This window comes from Tistrella mobilis (assembly GCF_041468085.1).
In the GTDB taxonomy this organism is placed as follows: Bacteria; Pseudomonadota; Alphaproteobacteria; order Tistrellales; family Tistrellaceae; genus Tistrella; species Tistrella mobilis_A.
Genome location: NZ_CP121017.1, coordinates 3,089,212 through 3,105,591, shown reverse-complemented (window position 1 = coordinate 3,105,591; position 16,380 = coordinate 3,089,212). Strand labels below are relative to the sequence as shown.

Genomic DNA, 16,380 nt, shown 5'->3' with positions numbered 1-16,380 from the left:
ATCTGGAGACCCGGCCCCGCATGCATCACGATCTGCCCCTCGTCACCACCATCGTTGCCGGTCTTGGTCTTGCGTTCGTCCTGGGCGCGATCGCCCAGCGGCTGAAGATTTCACCGCTGGTCGGCTATCTGCTGGCGGGGGTAGCGATCGGGCCGGCGACACCGGGCTATGTCGCCGACCAGATGCTGGTGCCGCAATTGGCTGAGCTGGGGGTGATCCTGCTGATGTTCGGCGTGGGGCTGCATTTCTCGGTCAAGGATCTGATGTCGGTGCGGCGGATCTCGCTGCCCGGCGCCGTTGCCCAGATGGGGCTGGCGACATTGCTGGGGCTGGGGCTGGCGCTTGCCCTCGGCTGGACGATCATGGCCGGCCTGGTCTTCGGCCTGGCGCTGTCGGTGGCAAGCACGGTGGTGCTGTTGCGGGCGCTTCAGGAACGCCGGCTGATCGAGACGGAGCGCGGCCGGATCGCCGTGGGCTGGCTGATCGTCGAGGATCTGGCGATGGTGCTGGCGCTGGTTCTGGTGCCGGCTTTCGGTGCGCTGATGGCCGGGGAAGGCCGCGGCGCGCCGTCGGTTGCCGAGATTGCGACCGCGGTTGCGCTCACCCTCGGCAAGGTTGCGGTGTTTGTGGCGCTGATGCTGCTGATCGGCCGGCGCGTGGTGCCCTGGATCCTGCACCAGGTGGCTCACATGGGCTCCCGCGAGCTGTTCCGGCTGTGTGTGCTGGCCCTGGCGCTGGGGGTGGCCTTCGCCGCCTCGGAACTCTTCGGGGCCTCATTCGCGCTGGGCGCCTTCTTCGCCGGGCTGGTGCTGAGCGAATCGACCCTGTCTCATCGGGCGGCGGAGGAATCGCTGCCGTTGCGCGATGCCTTCGCGGTGCTGTTCTTCGTCTCGGTCGGCATGCTGTTCGACCCGGCGATCCTGATCGAGGATCCCCTGCCGGTGGCGGCGACGCTGGTCATCATCGTCTTCGGCAAGTCGCTTGCGGCCTATGGCATCGTGCGGGCCTTCGGCCATGGCCGGGGAACGGCGCTGACCATCTCGGCAAGCCTTGCCCAGATCGGCGAGTTCTCGTTCATCCTGGCGGCGCTGGGCGTGTCCCAGGGGCTGATGCCGGCCGAGGGGCAGGATTTCATTCTGGCCGGCGCCATCCTGTCGATCCTGATCAACCCGCTGCTGTTCCGGGCGATCGACATCTGGCGGGCGCGCACCGAGCCGATGCTGCCGCCGGCGCGGCCCGAGGACGCGCCCGACCTGCCGCCGGTGCCGACGACGCTGACCGATCATGTCGTCGTGGTCGGCTATGGCCAGGTCGGCCGGCGGATCTGTGCCGAACTCGAAGCCCGGGACCTGCCCTTTCTGGTCATCGAGGATCTGCCCGGCCGTACGGCTGACCTGGCAAAGCGCGGCATCGAATGCGTCCAGGGCAATGCCGCATCGCCGGACATCCTGAAGGCCGCCAATCTGGCGGGGGCGCGGATGATGTTCGTGATGATCTCGCGCAGCTTCGAAGCCGGACAGGTGGTTGCCCAGGCCCTGGCGGCCAATCCCGGGCTGATCGTGGTGGCGCGGGCCGAGGATGACGATCAGGCCGCCTATCTCGCCGGCCGTGGCACCGTCGAGGTGGTGACCGACCCCGAGGAAATCGCCCGCAGCATGATCCTTCGGGCCTTCAGCCGGCGGCTTGCGGATGAAGCCGGGGCAGCATCGCCGCCTCCGCACGGACCAGCCGCCAGCGGGGCCGGGGCTGCCTGACAGGCGAGAGCAGGGCGGCTGCGACATGCAGGCCGCCCTGTCCGCCGCTGGGCGGCAGTTCCTGATGGGTCAGATGCCAGGCGAGACCGTCGGGTGGGGCAGGATCGCGGGCCTCGATATCGGGCAGCAGCCCCTCCGCCGGCCAGCCGGCCGGAAAGCGGATGCTGAAGCCCGAGAGCTTCTGCGACAGCCCCTCTCCGGTGGTCTTGATCACCGCCTCCTTGAGCGTCCAGAGGGTGAGGAAGCGGCGCGCACGCTCTGCCGCGGTGGGCAGCGTTTCGAGTGCCGCCGCCTCGTCTTCGGCGAAGAAGCTGCGGGCGATGCGCCCGTCATAATCGCCCAGCCGGTCGGCGGCTTCGATATCGACGCCGAGATCGATGACGGTGCATCCCGGATCGGTGGTGACCGCCACGGCCACGGCTTCGCGGGTATGCGAGAGGTTGAAGCGCAGCGCCGGCCGGCCATCGGCCAGCACGGGCAGCTGGCCGGGGACGAGATCGGGCTTGCCGCGCACGCCGGCGGCGAAGCGGAGTGCCGCGGGGGCGATGCCGGTCCGCGCCGCCAGCACTGACCGGATCAGGGCATGGGCGGCGATATAGGTACGGCGGTCGCGGTCGAAATGAAAGCGTGCGGCCCGCGCACGCTCCTCGTCGTCGAGAAGGGGCGCGAGCCGGGTATTGATCTCCGGATCGGTGGCATCCAGGGTCATGACCAGGAGGTCGACCCCGGGTGCCCCGGCCGGATGGTCAGTGGGCGCCGGATGGTCAGTGGGAGACATGGCCCTGGGCTCCCTCGGCGGCGAGTTCGGCATCGCTCGGCGCCTCCACGATCGGCTTCATGTCGCGGCGGCTGATATAGGTATAGACCGTCGGGATCACGAAGAGGGTGAAGAAGGTGCCGACCAGCAGCCCGCCGACGATCACCCAGCCGATATCCTGGCGGCTTTCGGCGCCGGCACCGGTGGCGAGCGCCAGCGGCACCGTGCCCAGCACCATGGCGCCCGTGGTCATCAGGATCGGACGCAGGCGCTGTACCGCCGCCTCGACCACGGCATCGCTGCGCGACAATCCCTCGCGCCGGATCTGGTTCGAGAATTCGACGATCAGAATGCCGTGCTTGGTGATGAGGCCGATCAGGGTGACCACGCCGACCTGGCTGTAGATGTTGAAGGTGCCGCCCGAAAGGTACAGCGCCAGCAGGCCGCCGGTGATCGACAGCGGCACGGTCAGCATGATGATGAACGGATCGCGCCAGCTTTCGAACTGGGCGGCCAGCACCAGGAAGATGAAGCCCAGCGCCAGCACGAAGGTCACCACCAGGCTGGAGGCACTGTCGCGGAATTCACGGCTCTGGCCCGAGAGGTCGGTGGTGGCCTGGCCGCCCAGTTCCTCACGCGCGACCTGATCGAGGAAGGTGAGGGCGTCGCCCAGCGCATAGCCCGGCGCCAGATTGGCGTCGACCGTCACCGAGCGCAGCTGGTTGAAATGGTTCAGCCCCTGCGGCGCTACGGTCTCGGTGACCGTCACCAGGTTGGAGAGCTGGACCATGTCGCCCGTGGCCGAGCGGACATAGATCGCGTTCAGATCCGATGGCGTCGCCCGATAGCGATCGTCCAGGCGGATGATCACGTCATACTGATCGCCATGCAGCTTGAAGCGGGTGACCTGACGGCCGCCGAGGGCGGTTTCCAGCGTCCGGCCGATCACGTCGACACCGATGCCGAGATCGGCGGCCTTGGCCCGGTCGACCGAGACGGTCAGCTGCGGCCGGTTGAGCTTGAGGTCGGTTTCGACATTCTGCAGCCCGGGGTTCTGCATCGCCCGGGCCACGATCCTGTCGACCAGCGCGCCCAGCTGTTCATAGGGCAGCGACGACTGCACCACGAACTGCACCGGCTTCTCGCCGATCTCCTGGCCGAGCGGGGCGGGCGGGATGGGGAAGGCCATCACGCCCGGCAGGCCGCCGAACATCGAGGGCATCACCGAGGCTGCGATGTCCGACGCGCTGCGCTCGCGATCCGCCCAGTCCTTGAGCTTCACGAAGCTGATGCCCTGCGACTTCAGCGGGAAGCCTGCAACCACGAAATAGGTCTCGGCTTCGGGGATGCCGGCATAGATGCCTTCCAGCCCGCGGGCATAGCGCTCGGTATAATCGAGCGTCGCGCCCTCGGGGCCGATCAGGAAGCCGATCAGGAAGCCCTGGTCCTCGTAGGGGGCCAGTTCCTCGGGCAGGGCCTTGAGCAGGAAAAAGCTGCCGCTGGCGACACCCAGGCCGATCAGCAGGATCAGCGGCCGGACCTTGAGCGCGCCCTTGAGCGTTGCCCGGTAGCCACGGGTGAGGCCGTCGAGGAAGCGCTCGATGATCCGGTAGAACAGGCCGTGGCTGGTCTGGTGCTTCAGCAGCACGCCGCACATCATGGGCGTGAGCGTCAGCGCGACGAAGCCCGAAATCAGCACCGCGCCGGCCAGGGTCAGGGCAAATTCGGTGAACAGCTGGCCGGTGGTGCCGGTCTGGAAGGCGATCGGCATGTAGACGGCGGCGAGGGTGATGGTCATCGCGATGACCGCGAAGGCGATCTCGCGGCTGCCCTTGAAGGCCGCGCGCATCGGCGACATGCCCGCCTCGATATGGCGGAAGATGTTCTCCAGCATCACGATCGCGTCGTCGACCACCAGGCCGATGGCGAGCACCAGCGACAGCAGGGTCAGCGTGTTGATGGTGAAGCCCAGCAGATACATGATGAAGAAGGCGCCGATCAGCGAGACCGGAATGGTCACCAGCGGCACCAGCGTCGCCCGCAGCGAGCGCAGGAACAGGAAGATGATCAGGATGACCAGCACCACCGCCTCGATGATGGTGTCGTAGACGTTGTTGATCGATTCCTGAATGAAGACCGAGCTGTCATAGGCGACGTCGACCCGCATGCCCTCGGGCAGGTTCTCGATGATCTCGGGGATGCGGGCGCGTACCGCCGCCGAGACGTCGAGCGGGTTGGCGGTGGCCTGTTTCACCACGCCCATCGCCACGGCCGGCTTGCCGTTGAAGCGCGCGGCGCTGTCTTCCGCCTCGGCGCCGATGAAGGCCTGACCCACATCGGACAGAAGGACCTGGTGGCCGTCGCGCTCGGCCAGAACGATGGCGTTGAACTGTTCCGGGCGCTGCAGATCGGTTTCCGAGAGCACGGTGAATTCGCGCTCGGCACTTTCGATCGTGCCGGCCGGGATCTCGACATTCTGTGCGGCGAGCGCGGCTTCGATCTCCTGGATCGTCAGCCCGTAGCCGGCGACGCGGATCGGGTCGAGCGCGATGCGCATCGAATAGCGCCGTTCGCCGAAGATCATCACCTGCGACACGCCGGTCAGGATCTGCAGCTGGTCCTTGACGTAGCGGTCGGCATAATCCGACAGCTCCAGCGGCGAATGCCGGTCGGAGGAGAAGGCCAGATAGATGATCGGCTGGGCGTCGGCTTCGACCTTTTCGATGATCGGCTCGTCGATTTCGTCGGGCAGCTGGCCGCGGACACGTGCGACACGGTCGCGGACGTCCGCGGCGGCATCGCTCGGGTCGCGGTCCAGCTTGAAGCGCAGGGTGATCTGGCTCTGCTGCTGACGGCTGATCGAGGTGATGTAGTCGATCCCCTCGATGCCCGACAGGCTGTCCTCCAGGATCTGGGTGATCTGGCTTTCCATGATCTGGGCGCTGGCGCCCGGATAGGTGGTCTCGACATTCACGACCGGCGGGTCGATGTTGGGATATTCGCGAACCGACAGCCGGTCATAGGCGACCAGGCCCAGCAGCAGAACCACGAAGCTCAGCACGGTCGCGAAGACCGGTCGCTGGATGCAGATATCGGAGAGTTTCATAGGGGGCGTTCCTCTCCGTGATCAGCCGCCGGACGCCGCGCCGCCGGCAGCCGGGGCGGCGGCATCCGATCCGGGGGCTCCGGTATCGGGGGCTCCGGCGCCGGGGGCGGGCTCTGCGAAGGGATCGGCGCCGGTCGGCAGCGGCATGACCGGCATGCCCGGGCCGATCTTGATCTGGCCGGCGGTGATGACCAGGTCGCCATCGGCCAGGCCCTTGGTCACGCCCACCTCACCCACGCGGCGGGCGCCGATGGTGACCGGCTGCGGGGTCGCCTTGCCGTCGACGATCTTGTAGACGAAGGGCCCGTCGCGGCCGGGCACGATCGCCTGTTCGGGAATGATCAGGGCGTTGCCGATCTCGTTCAGCACCGCGGTGATGCGGGCGAACATGCCGGGCTTGAGCCGCCCGTCGGCATTGTCGATTTCGGCCCGCACCGCCAGGCTCCGGCCCCCCGGGTCGAGCCGGGGATCGATGGCGGCCACCCGGGCGGGGAAGCGTTCGGCAGGGAAGGCTTCGACCTCGACCGTAACCTGCGTGCCCGGATGGATCGAGCCTGCGAACCGTTCAGGCAGACGGAAGACCGCCCGGATCGGATCGATGTCGTCCAGCGTGGTCAAGGTCTGGCCGGGAGAGATATAGGCACCGAGGTCGACCTGTCGGAAGCCGGCGATGCCGTCGAAGGGGGCTGTGATCACGGTTTTTTCCAGCTGCACCCGGGCCGATTGCAGCTGCGCCTCCGAGATCAGCAGTTCGGCCTCGGCCTCGTCGCTGGCGCGCGCGGTGCCGGCACCGCGGCGGGCGAGATCGCGTGCCCGCTCGGCATTGCGGCGGTTGACCGCGATCGAGGCCTGGGCCTCGGCCAGCACGGTGCGGGCGATGGCGTCGTCCAGGCGGAACAGCACCTCGCCGGCCTTGACCCTGGCACCGTCGGTGACCTCGATGGCCGCCAGACGGCCGGTGATTTCCGAGGCGACGTCGATTGCCTGCACCGCCTCCAGCCCGCCGGCGACGGTGATCGTCTCGGCAAAGGGTTCTGCGCGGGCCCTGGCCGCTTCCACCGGCATACCCTGCGGCGCTCCCTGGGCGAAGGCTGAGTCGACGACCGGAACCGGCAAGGCTGCGAAGATCGCGGCCGCAAGAAGGGGAATGACCGCGGCGGCGGCGGGACGGGCACGAAGCGGCGTGCGGGTCGGGTGACGTCGGTCGGTCATGTGGCTCTCGATTCCGGTCGTGACGGCCGCGATGCGGCGGGCTGCCGCGCGGGGCCGGTCCTGGTGCGGTGATGCGCGCGGGCGGATGGAATGATCCGCAGCTGAATGCAGTCTGTATTGCCGCTGGGACATGGCGCCCCTGCCGGTGACGGGGATCTTGCCCTCTTTCATCCGGCCGGCGAGCGATTATGTTAGAGTTCAAAGCCCACGTCGCCCGGAATCCGCCGGGGGCGGGGGTCGGGCGGTCCCGGACGTATCGGTTTCGTTCACGGCCGTCGCATGCAGGTCACAGCAAGGAGGTCCAGCCGATGCCCATGCCGGCACTGCGCATTACCGATGCCGCCGCCGACAGGCTGCGCGGCCTGATGGCCGACAAGGAGGGGATCGTCGGTATCCGGGTGGGCGTGAAGACCGCCGGATGCTCGGGGCTCGCCTACACCATGGAGATGGCGGACGACGTCGCGAAGCATGACGAGGTGATCGAAGACAAGGGTGTCCGCATCCTGATCGATCCCAAGGCGATCCTGTTCCTGATCGGCACCGAGATGGATTGGGAAGAGGACAAGCTTCAGGCTGGTTTCGTCTTCCGGAACCCGAATGAGAAGGGGCGCTGCGGCTGCGGCGAGAGCTTCCACGTCTGACCCGTCCCGGATTTAAGTCGATTCCGGCCGGAACCCGTCGCAATGGTTGCATCGACGATGGGTCATTCACTACAGGTTGAATGTCCACCGGATCCGGCATAGTCTGGCGATGGTCGCAGGCGCAAGTGCCCGCGGGCTCGTGGAGTTCGGGCTTGCCCTCGGCGATGGAATGCGGTTCAACGGAGCCGAGCGAGCTTGCCGCCGCGGGCGTGGAGCCCGTCCGGGTCCGTGCGGCGGACACGAGGGACGAGAGAAGAAACGCGATGCCCAAGATCACCTTTATTGAGCGTGACGGCAACCGCCGCGAAGTCGAGGCGCCCGTCGGCCTGTCGATCCTCGAGATCGCCCACCGCAACAGTATCGATATCGAGGGTGCCTGCGAGGGCTCGCTGGCCTGCTCGACCTGCCATGTGATCGTGGCACCCGAGGATTTCGAGCGTCTGCCCGACGCGGCGGAAGAGGAAGAGGACATGCTCGACCTCGCCTGGGGGCTGACCAAGACCTCGCGCCTCGGCTGCCAGATCATCATCACCGAAGAGCTGGACGGCCTGACCGTCTCGCTGCCGACGGAGGTCCACAACGCGCTGATCGACTGATCGGGGCGGGCCGTTCTGCGGTTCGACATTCTGAGGACGCCGCCGGTTCTGCCGGCGGCGTCTTTGCATGCCTGGGCTGTCCCGCCGGGGCTGGCCAGCCACGGCCATCGCGGCTAGGCTGCGGGCCGCGGTACCTCCGATCTGGTTGCCCCATGCCTTCCGAGGAGACACGGTATGCTCGACGACCTGCCGGCCGGCCATGGCCTTTTCGCCGAAGACGGGCTGATCGCCCGGCTGCGCGATCTGACCCGCACCGACTGGGAGGCCTATGTCGGGCATGATTTCGTGAAAGGGCTGGGCCGGGGCGATCTGCCGCGGCCGGCCTTCCGGCATTATCTGATCCAGGACTATCTGTTCCTGATCCAGTTCGCGCGCGCCTATGCGCTTGCCGCCTTCAAGGCCGAGACGCTGGACGACATGCGCGCTGCGGCCGAAACCCTGCGCGGGCTGACCGATACCGAGATGAAGCTGCATGTCCGGACCTGTACCGGCTGGGGCCTGACGGAAGCGCAGATGGCGGCGACGCCCGAGGATCTGCCGACCATCGCCTATACCCGTTTCGTGATCGATGCCGGGCTGAAGGGCGATCTGCTCGACCTGCTGGTGGCGCTGTCGCCCTGCGTGGTCGGCTATGGCGAAATCGGGCTGCGCCTGAAGGTGGCAGCGGCCGCTCTGCCCGCGGGCGATGCCTATCGCGACTGGATCGAGGCCTATTCGGGCGAGGAATATCTGGCGATCGCCCGGGCTGCCGCCGACCAGATCGACCGGGTCTGGCGCGCGCGCGGCGCCGAGGCGCGGCTGCCGGCCCTGACCGGGCTGTTTGCCGCCGCGAGCCGGCTTGAAGCCGCCTTCTGGCAAATGGGACTGGACGCGGCCGCCCGCGCAACCGACATCTGAAGGCATGCGGCGGTCTCCTGCCGTCCGATACCGGCTCAAGGAAAGACACAGCAGATGAACAGCCTCGGCCTCGACAAGCCCGCCGCCGCCACGCGGGTGGTGGTCGCCATGTCGGGCGGCGTCGACAGCTCGGTCACCGCCGCGATGCTGAAGGCCGAGGGCTATGACGTCGTCGGTGTCACCTTGCAGCTTTATGATCACGGCATGGCGGTGGAGAAGGCGGGCGCCTGCTGCGCCGGCCGTGACATCCGCGATGCCCGGGCAGTGGCGGAAAAGCTCGGCATCCCGCATTACGTGCTGGATTACGAGCAGCGTTTCCGCGCGGCGGTGATCGATGATTTCGCCCAGAGCTATCTGGCCGGCGAGACGCCCATCCCCTGCGTGCGCTGCAATGAGCGGGTGAAATTCCGCGACCTGCTCGACACGGCACTCGACCTGGATGCCGACCTGCTGGTCACCGGCCATTATGCCCGCCTGACCATTGGCGCCGATGGCGGCCCGGCATTGCTGCGCGGCCGCGATCCGGCCCGCGACCAGAGCTATTTCCTGTTCGCGATCACCAAGGAGCGTCTTGCACGGCTGCGCTTCCCGCTGGGCGACATGGAAAAGCCGAAGGTGCGGGCGCTTGCCGCCGAATACGGGCTGGTGGTTGCCGCCAAGCCCGACAGCCAGGACATCTGCTTCGTGCCGTCCGGCCGCTATGCCGAGACGGTGCGAAAGCTCGCCCCGGCCGCCGAGGCCCCGGGCGAGATCGTTCATGCGGTCACCGGCGAGGTGCTGGGCGCACATGAGGGCGTCTATCGCTACACCATCGGTCAGCGCCGGGGGCTGAAGCTCGATCGCGGCGGGCCGGAGCCGCTTTACGTGGTGCGGCTGGATGCGGTGCGCCGGCGGGTGATCGTGGGGCCGGGCCATCTTCTGGGCCATCACGAGGTCGCGGTCAGCGATGTGCACTGGCTGGGCGAGGGCGATCTGCCGCCGGCAGACGGGCTCTGCATCCAGGCCCGGATCCGCTCCACCGTCGAGCCGGCGCCGGCCCGGCTGACGGTCGTGGCCGATGCCGCGGGCGGCCTGACGGCCAGGGTGGCGTTCGACGACCCGCAGCGGGCAGTGGCCCCGGGCCAGGCTTGCGTGTTCTATGACGGTGACCGCGTGCTGGGCGGCGGCTGGATCGCCGGCGCCGTCGACCGACAGATTGCAGCCGCCTGACGGCAGGTTGACAGCGGTTTCCCCGCCGGCTTCAGGGCAGGTGCCGGGCATCGGGCCGGGTGCTATAAGCGCGCTGCGGGCCGTCTCGCCCGCGACCGGCCCCGGTCGGGGGACGTTGCCCTGGAAGACGCTGCACCCATGATGAATGCCCGGATCTTCTTCACCTCCGCCAGGCTGATCAGGCGCTGCCTGATCCTGCTTGCCCTGCTGGCTGCCCCGCTGATCGTGTCTGCCTGTGCGAGCATGAGCGAGGATGAATGCCGCGTGGCAGACTGGCAGCGCACCGGCTATGCCGACGGCGCCGCCGGCGAGGATCAGGACACGATCGCAAGCTATACCAGCGACTGCGCCAAGGCGGGTGTGCGCCCCGATGCCGCGGCCTGGCGGGCCGGCTGGGACCAGGGCATCAAGACCTACTGCACCCCGGCCCGCGGCTGGGAAGAGGGTGTGGACGGCAATTCCTGGAAGAGCGACGTCTGCCGCGGCCAGCCCCAGGGTGCCGCTTTCGAGCGGGCGCTCCGCGACGGGCTGAAGGTGTCGGAAACCCGGCGCGACATCCAGAACAATGATTTCCGGATCAACGAGCTGGAGCGCAAGCTGCAGAAGGCGCAGAAGGATGACGAGCGTCGCAGCCTGCGCGACCAGATCCGCAATCTCGACCGCCAGCAGTCGACCCTGCGCGATCTTCTGTCGCGTCAGGAGAAGCTGAAGCCCTGAGGCGTCAACGGTCGCTGCGGCGGGCACTCTGGCGGCGGGCGGGCTTCAGGCGCCGCAGCAGCGGCCAGAGGATGAAGCTCAGCGTCGCCGCGGCGATGATCATCGACAGCGGGCCCGACACCAGGTGCAGGGGGTCGCCACGTCCGATCAGCAGGGCGCGGCGCACCCCCTGTTCGGCCATCGGGCCCAGGATCATGCCGAGCACGATGGGGGCGAGCGGGACCTCCAGCTTCTCCAGCAGATAGCCGGCAAGGCCCGCACCGAACATCAGCCAGAGATCGACCACCCGGCCGTTGATGACATAGACGCCAACCGCCATCAGCACCAGGATGGTCGGCACCAGCATCACCCCGGGCAGGCGCTGGACCTGGGCGAAGACCCGGGTGGCCGCGGCACCGCCCACCGCCAGGATCAGCACCGAGGTCACCAGCATCTGCACCATGAAGCCGCCGACCAGATCCGGCGCCTGATGGAAGAGCTGCGGGCCCGGCTGCAGGCCGTGGATCAGCAGGGCGCCCAGCACCAGCGCCGCCACCACATTGCCCGGAATGCCGAGGGTGAGGGCCGGGATCATCGAGGCGGCATTGTCGGCATTGTTGCCGCATTCGGCCGCCGCCACGCCCTCGGGGGCGCCCTTGCCGAAGCGATCGGGGTCGCGGGCGCGATTCTTGGCCGCGTTGTAGGACAGGAAGGCGGCGATGTTGCCGCCGGCACCGGGCAGGATGCCGACCGCGATGCCGATCAGCGACGAGCGGATCCAGGTCGGCACCAGGGCCAGCACCTCGGCGCGGCCGAGCCGGACGCGGGCGAGGCGGAGCGCGCTGGCCGGCAGGCCCTTGAGGTCTGCGGCCTCTGCCAGTTGCAGCACCGGCGGCAGGGCATAGAGCCCGACCAGGATCACGATCAGGTCCAGCCCGCCCAGCAGCCAGGGCTGATCGAAGGTGAAACGCGAACTGCCCGAGAGCTGGTCGAGCCCGACCGTCCCCAGCAGCAGCCCCAGCACCGAGGCGATCAGGCCCTTCAGCGCATCGCGGCCGACCATCACGCCCACCGAGGCCATGCCGAACATGGCGATCCAGAAATACTCTGCCGGGCCGAAATAGAGCGTGCCGCGGGCAAGCAGCGGGCCAAGCGTCATCAGCGCCAGCGCCGAGGCGGTCCCGCCGATCGCAGACGACCAGCAGGCGATCTTGAGCGCCTTCGCCGCCTCGCCCCGCTCCGCCATCGGGTGACCGTCGAAAGTCGTGGCGATGGCAGCCGGCGTGCCGGGGATACGCAGCAGGATCGCCGGGATGGCCCCGCCATACATGGAGCCGTTATAGATGCCGGCGACCATGCCCAGCGCCACCAGCGGGTCCATGGAATAGGTGAGCGGCAGCAGCAGGGCGATGGCCATCACCGGGTTCAGCCCGGGCAGGGCGCCGATGAACACGCCGAGCAGCGAGGCCCCGAGCATGGCGAGGAGGGGGCCGGCCGCGAACACGCCCGACAGGATCTGGAGGATGATGTCCATGGGGCGGAAACCTCAGCCGGGGCGGAACCAGATTTCGGGCGGCAGCGGCTTGTTCAGCACCACCGAGAACACCAGCCAGACCGCCGCCGTGAAGATGACGGTGCCAAGCGCGACCAGTACCGGCCGGCGCAGGCCCAGCGCCACGGGCATGGTCGCGACCGCGAGCGCCGAGGCGGTGTAGAAGCCGAGCACCGGCACCAGGGCCAGATAGGCGGCGCCCATGGCGCTGCTGCCGATCAGCCGGGGGGCGTGGATGGCCAGCGGGCGCGGCTTCGGGCTGCCTCGGACCGCCGCGCGGACGGCCAGGGCCAGACCGAGCGCCGCAAGCACGATCCCGAGCGCCAGGGGGTAGTGGCCCGAGGCGCCGCGATAGCCTGAGGCCTCAAGGCCTGCGAACCCGCCGAGGGCGGCGAGGACGAGGCCGAGGACGACGTCCTGCCGCCGTTCCATCTCAGTTGCCGAGGCCCAGCGCCTTGGCCACGCGGGCGAGGGCGTCGTATTCGCCCTGCAGCCGGGCCGCCAGCGCCTCGCCGGTCACGACATTGGGGATCTCGCCGCGGGTCGCCAGAAACTCGACGTATTCGGGCGTGTTCACTGCTTCTGTGATCGCCCGGGTCAGAACCTCGATGTCGGCCGGGTTCATCCCCTTGGGACCCATGATCGCCCGCCAGAGCAGGGTTTCTTCACCGCCGAGCCCCAGAGAGGCGAGGCCGGCGGCATCGGGCAGGGCGGCGACCGGGGCGGCGGAGGTGACGATCAGGCACTTCGCCTCTCCCGACTGGACATAGGGGATGACGGGCGAGATCGAGCCGCCATAGATGTCGACATGGCCGCCCAGGAAGTTCTGCAGGGTTTCACCGGCGCCGCCGAAGGGGATGGCCACCGCCTTCACGCCCCTGGCATGGAAGATCCGCTCGGCGGCGAGCTGCATGGTGCCGCCGATGCCGTCATTGCCATAGGTGTACTTGTCCGGGTTGGCGGCGAGTTCGGCCAGGAATTCGGCGCCGGTCGCGGCAGGGAAATCCGCCTTCACGCAGAGCGTATAGGCGGTTTCCGAGGTCGAGGCGATCGGCGTGAAGCTCGTCGCGTCATAGGCGACCTTCTGCACCTGCGGCACCGTGGTCAGCGGGCTGTTCCAGGTGGCGAGCAGGGCATAGCCGTCGGGCTTCGCGCGCAGGAACTGGGTGGCGCCCACTGCACCGCCGCCGCCGGCCACGTTCAGGATGGCGATGCTGGTGCCGAGCTTCTCTTCCAGAATGGTGGCGAGCTTGCGGGCAGCGGTGTCGGTGCCGCCACCGGCAGGCGCCGGCACGGTCATCTCGATCGGACGTTCGGGATAGGCGGCGAGCGCCGGCGACGAGGTGGCGAGCAGGCCGGCCATGACGGCCGTGGTCACGAGCGTCTTCATTGTCGTCCCTCCCTGGACGTATGTCTTGTCTCGGTCGACGCCCGGCGACATCCGGTCCGGCCTGCGCCACGGGCGCATCCGGGCGCCTCTGGCGGGCTGGCTCGACCTGCTGGCGGCACATGGCCTGAAAGGCGGGGTGATCGTTCAGGTCAGCTTTCTCGGAACCGACAACCGCATGATGCTGGGCGCGCTGGAGCGGCTGGACCGCAGCCGCTTCGCCGGGGTGGCGGTGGTCGATGTCGACGTGCCGGCCGGGGAATTGAACGGCTTGCGGGCGGCCGGCGTGCGCGGTCTGCGCTGGAACCTGGTGGCGGGCGCCCGCGTGCCCGACCCGGCCGATCCGGAGGTGCGGCGCTTTCTGGCGCGCATGCGCGATGCCGGGCTGCATCTGGAAATCCAGCTGGAAAGCAGCCGCCTTGCGCCGGTTCTGGCGCCGCTCGCGGCGGCGGCGGGCGGGCTGGTGGTCGACCATCTGGGCCTGCCCGAGGCGGCGGACCCGGCCGCCGAACCCTGGTTTCGGGCACTGGCCGCCCTGCCGTCGGATCACGGGGTTCATGTCAAGGCGAGCGCGCCCTATCGCAGCCGGGTGGCGGTGGAGGGCCATGTCGCCTGGCTGGCGCAGCGGCTCGGCCCCGACCGCATTCTTTGGGGCAGCGACTGGCCCCATACCCGCCACGAGGCCCGGGCGGCGTATCCCGGCCTGCTCGACCGCCTGCCGCCCGTCCTCGACGATGCGACGGCCGCCGCCCGCCTCTCCGGCCTGACCGCCACGACGGCGATCGACGACCAGCCTGCCAAAAACCGTCACACCGCCCCTTGACAACCCGCCCGCCGATCCGCTATTTCACGCCCACCTGAGCGGCGGCGCCGGAAACAAACCGGCTCCAACGCATTGCGGCGGGGTAGCTCAGTGGTAGAGCAGGGGACTCATAAGCCCTTGGTCGGGGGTTCAAATCCCTCCCTCGCTACCATCGACACAGTAAGAGCGATCTTGCTGGCGGAAGGCCTGGCTGACTTTTCTGTCAGCCAGGCCTTTTTCCGTTTCGACGGCGGAGGTGTCAGGTGGACCGCCCTTTTGCTGCCGCGTCAGGTCGAGATTGACGGCGTGGGACTGCGACGTCATCTATAGGTGGCAGGCCCTGTAAGGGGAGGTGGCCATGAAGAACGGACGAAATCGCAAGCGGGCGACCGGCGCCTTCGTGTCGGGGATGATGGCCGGGCTGACCGTCATGGGCTCGTTCGTCGCCGGCGCTCTGGCCCAGCCCGTCACCGGCAGATTCCAGAACATCCGCAATCCATCCGGCCCGGCATCCGACATGAAGAATGTCGGTCGCGACATGTATGCGGCTTTCCGTCAGGTGAAGGCGCGTGACCAGGCCTCCTGACGCTGGTGGGAAACCGGAAACTCGAACCGACGCACCTCAGGATCTTCCGCCTGAGGAGGGTGAACGGCTGAAGCGTATTGAGGCGGTCATAGAGGGACTGCCGGCCGAGGAGCAGGCGGAGTACCGCAGGATGGTCTCCCAGACCATGTTCAGCGGTCCCCTGCCCCCTCCCGCCCTGTTTGCTCACTATGAAGACGTTCTGCCGGGAGCGGCTGAACGCATTCTGGCACTTACCGAACGTGAGCAGGCACATCGACATCGTTTTGAAGCCGATGCCCTTCATGCCGAGGTGCGATACAGTAATCTCGGCATGTGGCTGGGCGCTGGCGTTCTGATCTTCGTTCTGATCGCAACCTGCTTCTGTGCCTATATAGGACATGGTGAGGTTGCGATCGCGATCGCGGGGTTGGGCGTAGCGGGTGTGGTCGGTGCGTTCATTCGGGGGAAGGGATCGCACCGTTCGGATCAAAGCGAAAAACCCTGATCAGTATCATTACATCGACAGAGATCGTCGTGCTTGCTGCATCGGAGGGCGGGTCCCGCAGGAGCCGCCCTTTCTGAGGTCGCCGTGACCGCCGGGAATTTCAGAGGCTGGCCTGATTTTCTGTTGCCCAGGGCATGACGTGGCCCAATTCCAGACGCAGCAGATAGGTCGGCAGCATGTGGAGCGGAAAGCCTTCGGCTTCGAGTTGCTTCGGATCTGCCGTCTCTGAACGGACGATCTGAGCGTCGACGATGTACGCAGGCGGCCCACAACGCGCTCCCCGGCGGCCTCGGCGGACCAATGTCGTGAGGTGCCGGTTTGCAAGTACTCGGATGGGGAAGGGCAGGCTTGCTGGTTTCTCACCATCCATGAAGAGGCCGTATCCCTCCTTCACGACACCATGCAGGCGCGTGTCATATGCGTCATAGCCAGCATGGATATCCACAGGACCAAGAGGAAGGTAGGTATAGATTCGCGTGGCGATGTTGATCTCGAAATCGCCGATATAGTCGGCCTGCAGGTCCAGAGAACGAGTGTGATGGGTCATGGATCATTCCTGTCAGTGGATTGAGGATGAAGGACGGGGCGGAAGAGCACCTCCTCCTTAATGGGCGGGGGCTTATTAGCATTATTAAGGAAACAATATTCAATTATAAGTAGGGTAAAACCCATCGCGATCCGTTGAAAAAACCCGGACAGCA

General features: G+C 67.6%; 16 protein-coding genes and 1 tRNA gene. 10 read left to right on the top strand and 7 right to left on the bottom strand.

The features are described from left to right. Window positions 1-20 precede the first annotated feature (20 nt). Window positions 21-1,754, top strand: a complete 1,734-nt coding sequence (gene ybaL, locus P7L68_RS19900; RefSeq protein ID WP_372001005.1) for a YbaL family putative K(+) efflux transporter — start codon at window positions 21-23, stop codon at window positions 1,752-1,754. Here ybaL and P7L68_RS19895 read toward each other — a convergent pair. The 3 genes from P7L68_RS19895 to P7L68_RS19885 are packed head-to-tail and all read right to left on the bottom strand — an operon-like array spanning window position 1,672 to window position 6,829. Continuing rightward, on the bottom strand, window positions 1,672-2,532 hold the full coding sequence (locus tag P7L68_RS19895) for a 4'-phosphopantetheinyl transferase superfamily protein (RefSeq protein WP_372001003.1): 861 nt from the start codon (window positions 2,530-2,532) through the stop codon (window positions 1,672-1,674). The two genes, ybaL and P7L68_RS19895, sit on opposite strands and share 83 nt — an antisense overlap. Further along, entirely contained in the window at window positions 2,519-5,617 is a 3,099-nt protein-coding gene (locus P7L68_RS19890; protein WP_372001001.1) for an efflux RND transporter permease subunit, read from the bottom strand. Before P7L68_RS19890 ends, P7L68_RS19895 begins: the two co-directional genes overlap by 14 nt. 21 nt (window positions 5,618-5,638) lie before the next feature. Continuing rightward, window positions 5,639-6,829 carry an efflux RND transporter periplasmic adaptor subunit gene (locus P7L68_RS19885; protein ID WP_372001000.1) on the bottom strand — a complete coding sequence of 397 codons (1,191 nt, stop codon included), beginning with the start codon at window positions 6,827-6,829 and terminating at the stop codon, window positions 5,639-5,641. 308 nt (window positions 6,830-7,137) lie between these two features. Here P7L68_RS19885 and P7L68_RS19880 point away from each other — a divergent pair, with 308 nt between their 5' ends. The 5 genes from P7L68_RS19880 to P7L68_RS19860 all read left to right on the top strand — a co-directional run bounded on the left by P7L68_RS19880 (window position 7,138) and on the right by P7L68_RS19860 (window position 10,889). Next, window positions 7,138-7,470 (top strand): HesB/IscA family protein, encoded by a 333-nt coding sequence (locus P7L68_RS19880; protein ID WP_372000998.1) that lies wholly within the window; start codon window positions 7,138-7,140, stop codon window positions 7,468-7,470. Window positions 7,471-7,733: 263 nt separating this feature from the next. Continuing rightward, the gene (locus P7L68_RS19875; RefSeq protein ID WP_014748187.1) at window positions 7,734-8,066 is read left to right on the top strand and encodes a ferredoxin family 2Fe-2S iron-sulfur cluster binding protein; all 333 of its coding nucleotides are present in this window, start codon (window positions 7,734-7,736) and stop codon (window positions 8,064-8,066) included. Between the two features lie 174 nt (window positions 8,067-8,240). Further along, window positions 8,241-8,963 carry a thiaminase II gene (tenA, locus tag P7L68_RS19870; RefSeq protein ID WP_372000996.1) on the top strand — a complete coding sequence of 241 codons (723 nt, stop codon included), beginning with the start codon at window positions 8,241-8,243 and terminating at the stop codon, window positions 8,961-8,963. A gap of 54 nt (window positions 8,964-9,017) precedes the next feature. Next, on the top strand, window positions 9,018-10,172 hold the full coding sequence (gene mnmA, locus P7L68_RS19865; RefSeq protein WP_372000994.1) for a tRNA 2-thiouridine(34) synthase MnmA: 1,155 nt from the start codon (window positions 9,018-9,020) through the stop codon (window positions 10,170-10,172). Window positions 10,173-10,310: 138 nt separating this feature from the next. Next, complete coding sequence (locus P7L68_RS19860) at window positions 10,311-10,889, top strand: DUF2799 domain-containing protein (RefSeq protein ID WP_372000992.1); 579 nt, start codon at window positions 10,311-10,313, stop codon at window positions 10,887-10,889. Between the two features lie 4 nt (window positions 10,890-10,893). Here P7L68_RS19860 and P7L68_RS19855 read toward each other — a convergent pair whose 3' ends face one another. Genes P7L68_RS19855 through P7L68_RS19845 form a run of 3 tightly spaced genes read right to left on the bottom strand, consistent with a single transcriptional unit; the run spans window position 10,894 to window position 13,810 of the window. Further along, on the bottom strand, window positions 10,894-12,402 hold the full coding sequence (locus tag P7L68_RS19855; RefSeq protein WP_372000990.1) for a tripartite tricarboxylate transporter permease: 1,509 nt from the start codon (window positions 12,400-12,402) through the stop codon (window positions 10,894-10,896). A 12-nt stretch (window positions 12,403-12,414) separates the two neighbouring features. Then, window positions 12,415-12,852: a tripartite tricarboxylate transporter TctB family protein gene (locus tag P7L68_RS19850; protein ID WP_372000988.1), complete on the bottom strand. Its 438-nt coding sequence runs from the start codon at window positions 12,850-12,852 to the stop codon at window positions 12,415-12,417. Window position 12,853: 1 nt separating this feature from the next. Beyond that, a complete protein-coding gene (locus tag P7L68_RS19845; protein WP_372000987.1) occupies window positions 12,854-13,810 on the bottom strand; it encodes a Bug family tripartite tricarboxylate transporter substrate binding protein in 957 nt (318 codons plus the stop codon). A 25-nt stretch (window positions 13,811-13,835) separates the two neighbouring features. Here P7L68_RS19845 and P7L68_RS19840 point away from each other — a divergent pair, with 25 nt between their 5' ends. The 4 genes from P7L68_RS19840 (at window position 13,836) to P7L68_RS19825 (ending at window position 15,679) form a co-directional block, all read left to right on the top strand. Further along, window positions 13,836-14,630: an amidohydrolase gene (locus P7L68_RS19840; protein WP_372000985.1), complete on the top strand. Its 795-nt coding sequence runs from the start codon at window positions 13,836-13,838 to the stop codon at window positions 14,628-14,630. 76 nt (window positions 14,631-14,706) lie between these two features. Beyond that, a tRNA-Met gene (locus tag P7L68_RS19835) sits at window positions 14,707-14,781 on the top strand. Window positions 14,782-14,967: 186 nt separating this feature from the next. After that, entirely contained in the window at window positions 14,968-15,195 is a 228-nt protein-coding gene (locus tag P7L68_RS19830; protein ID WP_372000983.1) for a hypothetical protein, read from the top strand. Between the two features lie 130 nt (window positions 15,196-15,325). Next, window positions 15,326-15,679, top strand: coding sequence for a DUF2335 domain-containing protein (locus P7L68_RS19825; RefSeq protein WP_372000981.1), 354 nt, complete (start codon window positions 15,326-15,328; stop codon window positions 15,677-15,679). Between the two features lie 100 nt (window positions 15,680-15,779). Here P7L68_RS19825 and P7L68_RS19820 read toward each other — a convergent pair whose 3' ends face one another. Then, entirely contained in the window at window positions 15,780-16,226 is a 447-nt protein-coding gene (locus tag P7L68_RS19820; RefSeq protein ID WP_372000980.1) for a hypothetical protein, read from the bottom strand. Between the last annotated feature and the right edge of the window lie 154 nt (window positions 16,227-16,380).

Excerpts from the sequence above, each read along its gene's own strand:
- tenA (WP_372000996.1), top strand. The coding sequence starts at position 8,241 with ATGCTCGACGACCTGCCGGCCGGCCATGGCCTTTTCGCCGAAGACGGG.
- P7L68_RS19880 (WP_372000998.1), top strand. The coding sequence starts at position 7,138 with ATGCCCATGCCGGCACTGCGCATTACCGATGCCGCCGCCGACAGGCTG.
- P7L68_RS19885 (WP_372001000.1), bottom strand. The coding sequence starts at position 6,829 with ATGACCGACCGACGTCACCCGACCCGCACGCCGCTTCGTGCCCGTCCC.
- P7L68_RS19855 (WP_372000990.1), bottom strand. The coding sequence starts at position 12,402 with ATGGACATCATCCTCCAGATCCTGTCGGGCGTGTTCGCGGCCGGCCCC.
- P7L68_RS19895 (WP_372001003.1), bottom strand. The coding sequence starts at position 2,532 with ATGTCTCCCACTGACCATCCGGCGCCCACTGACCATCCGGCCGGGGCA.
- P7L68_RS19850 (WP_372000988.1), bottom strand. The coding sequence starts at position 12,852 with ATGGAACGGCGGCAGGACGTCGTCCTCGGCCTCGTCCTCGCCGCCCTC.
- P7L68_RS19890 (WP_372001001.1), bottom strand. The coding sequence starts at position 5,617 with ATGAAACTCTCCGATATCTGCATCCAGCGACCGGTCTTCGCGACCGTG.
- P7L68_RS19830 (WP_372000983.1), top strand. The coding sequence starts at position 14,968 with ATGAAGAACGGACGAAATCGCAAGCGGGCGACCGGCGCCTTCGTGTCG.
- P7L68_RS19845 (WP_372000987.1), bottom strand. The coding sequence starts at position 13,810 with ATGAAGACGCTCGTGACCACGGCCGTCATGGCCGGCCTGCTCGCCACC.
- ybaL (WP_372001005.1), top strand. The coding sequence starts at position 21 with ATGCATCACGATCTGCCCCTCGTCACCACCATCGTTGCCGGTCTTGGT.
- P7L68_RS19860 (WP_372000992.1), top strand. The coding sequence starts at position 10,311 with ATGATGAATGCCCGGATCTTCTTCACCTCCGCCAGGCTGATCAGGCGC.
- P7L68_RS19875 (WP_014748187.1), top strand. The coding sequence starts at position 7,734 with ATGCCCAAGATCACCTTTATTGAGCGTGACGGCAACCGCCGCGAAGTC.
- P7L68_RS19820 (WP_372000980.1), bottom strand. The coding sequence starts at position 16,226 with ATGACCCATCACACTCGTTCTCTGGACCTGCAGGCCGACTATATCGGC.
- mnmA (WP_372000994.1), top strand. The coding sequence starts at position 9,018 with ATGAACAGCCTCGGCCTCGACAAGCCCGCCGCCGCCACGCGGGTGGTG.
- P7L68_RS19825 (WP_372000981.1), top strand. The coding sequence starts at position 15,326 with ATGGTCTCCCAGACCATGTTCAGCGGTCCCCTGCCCCCTCCCGCCCTG.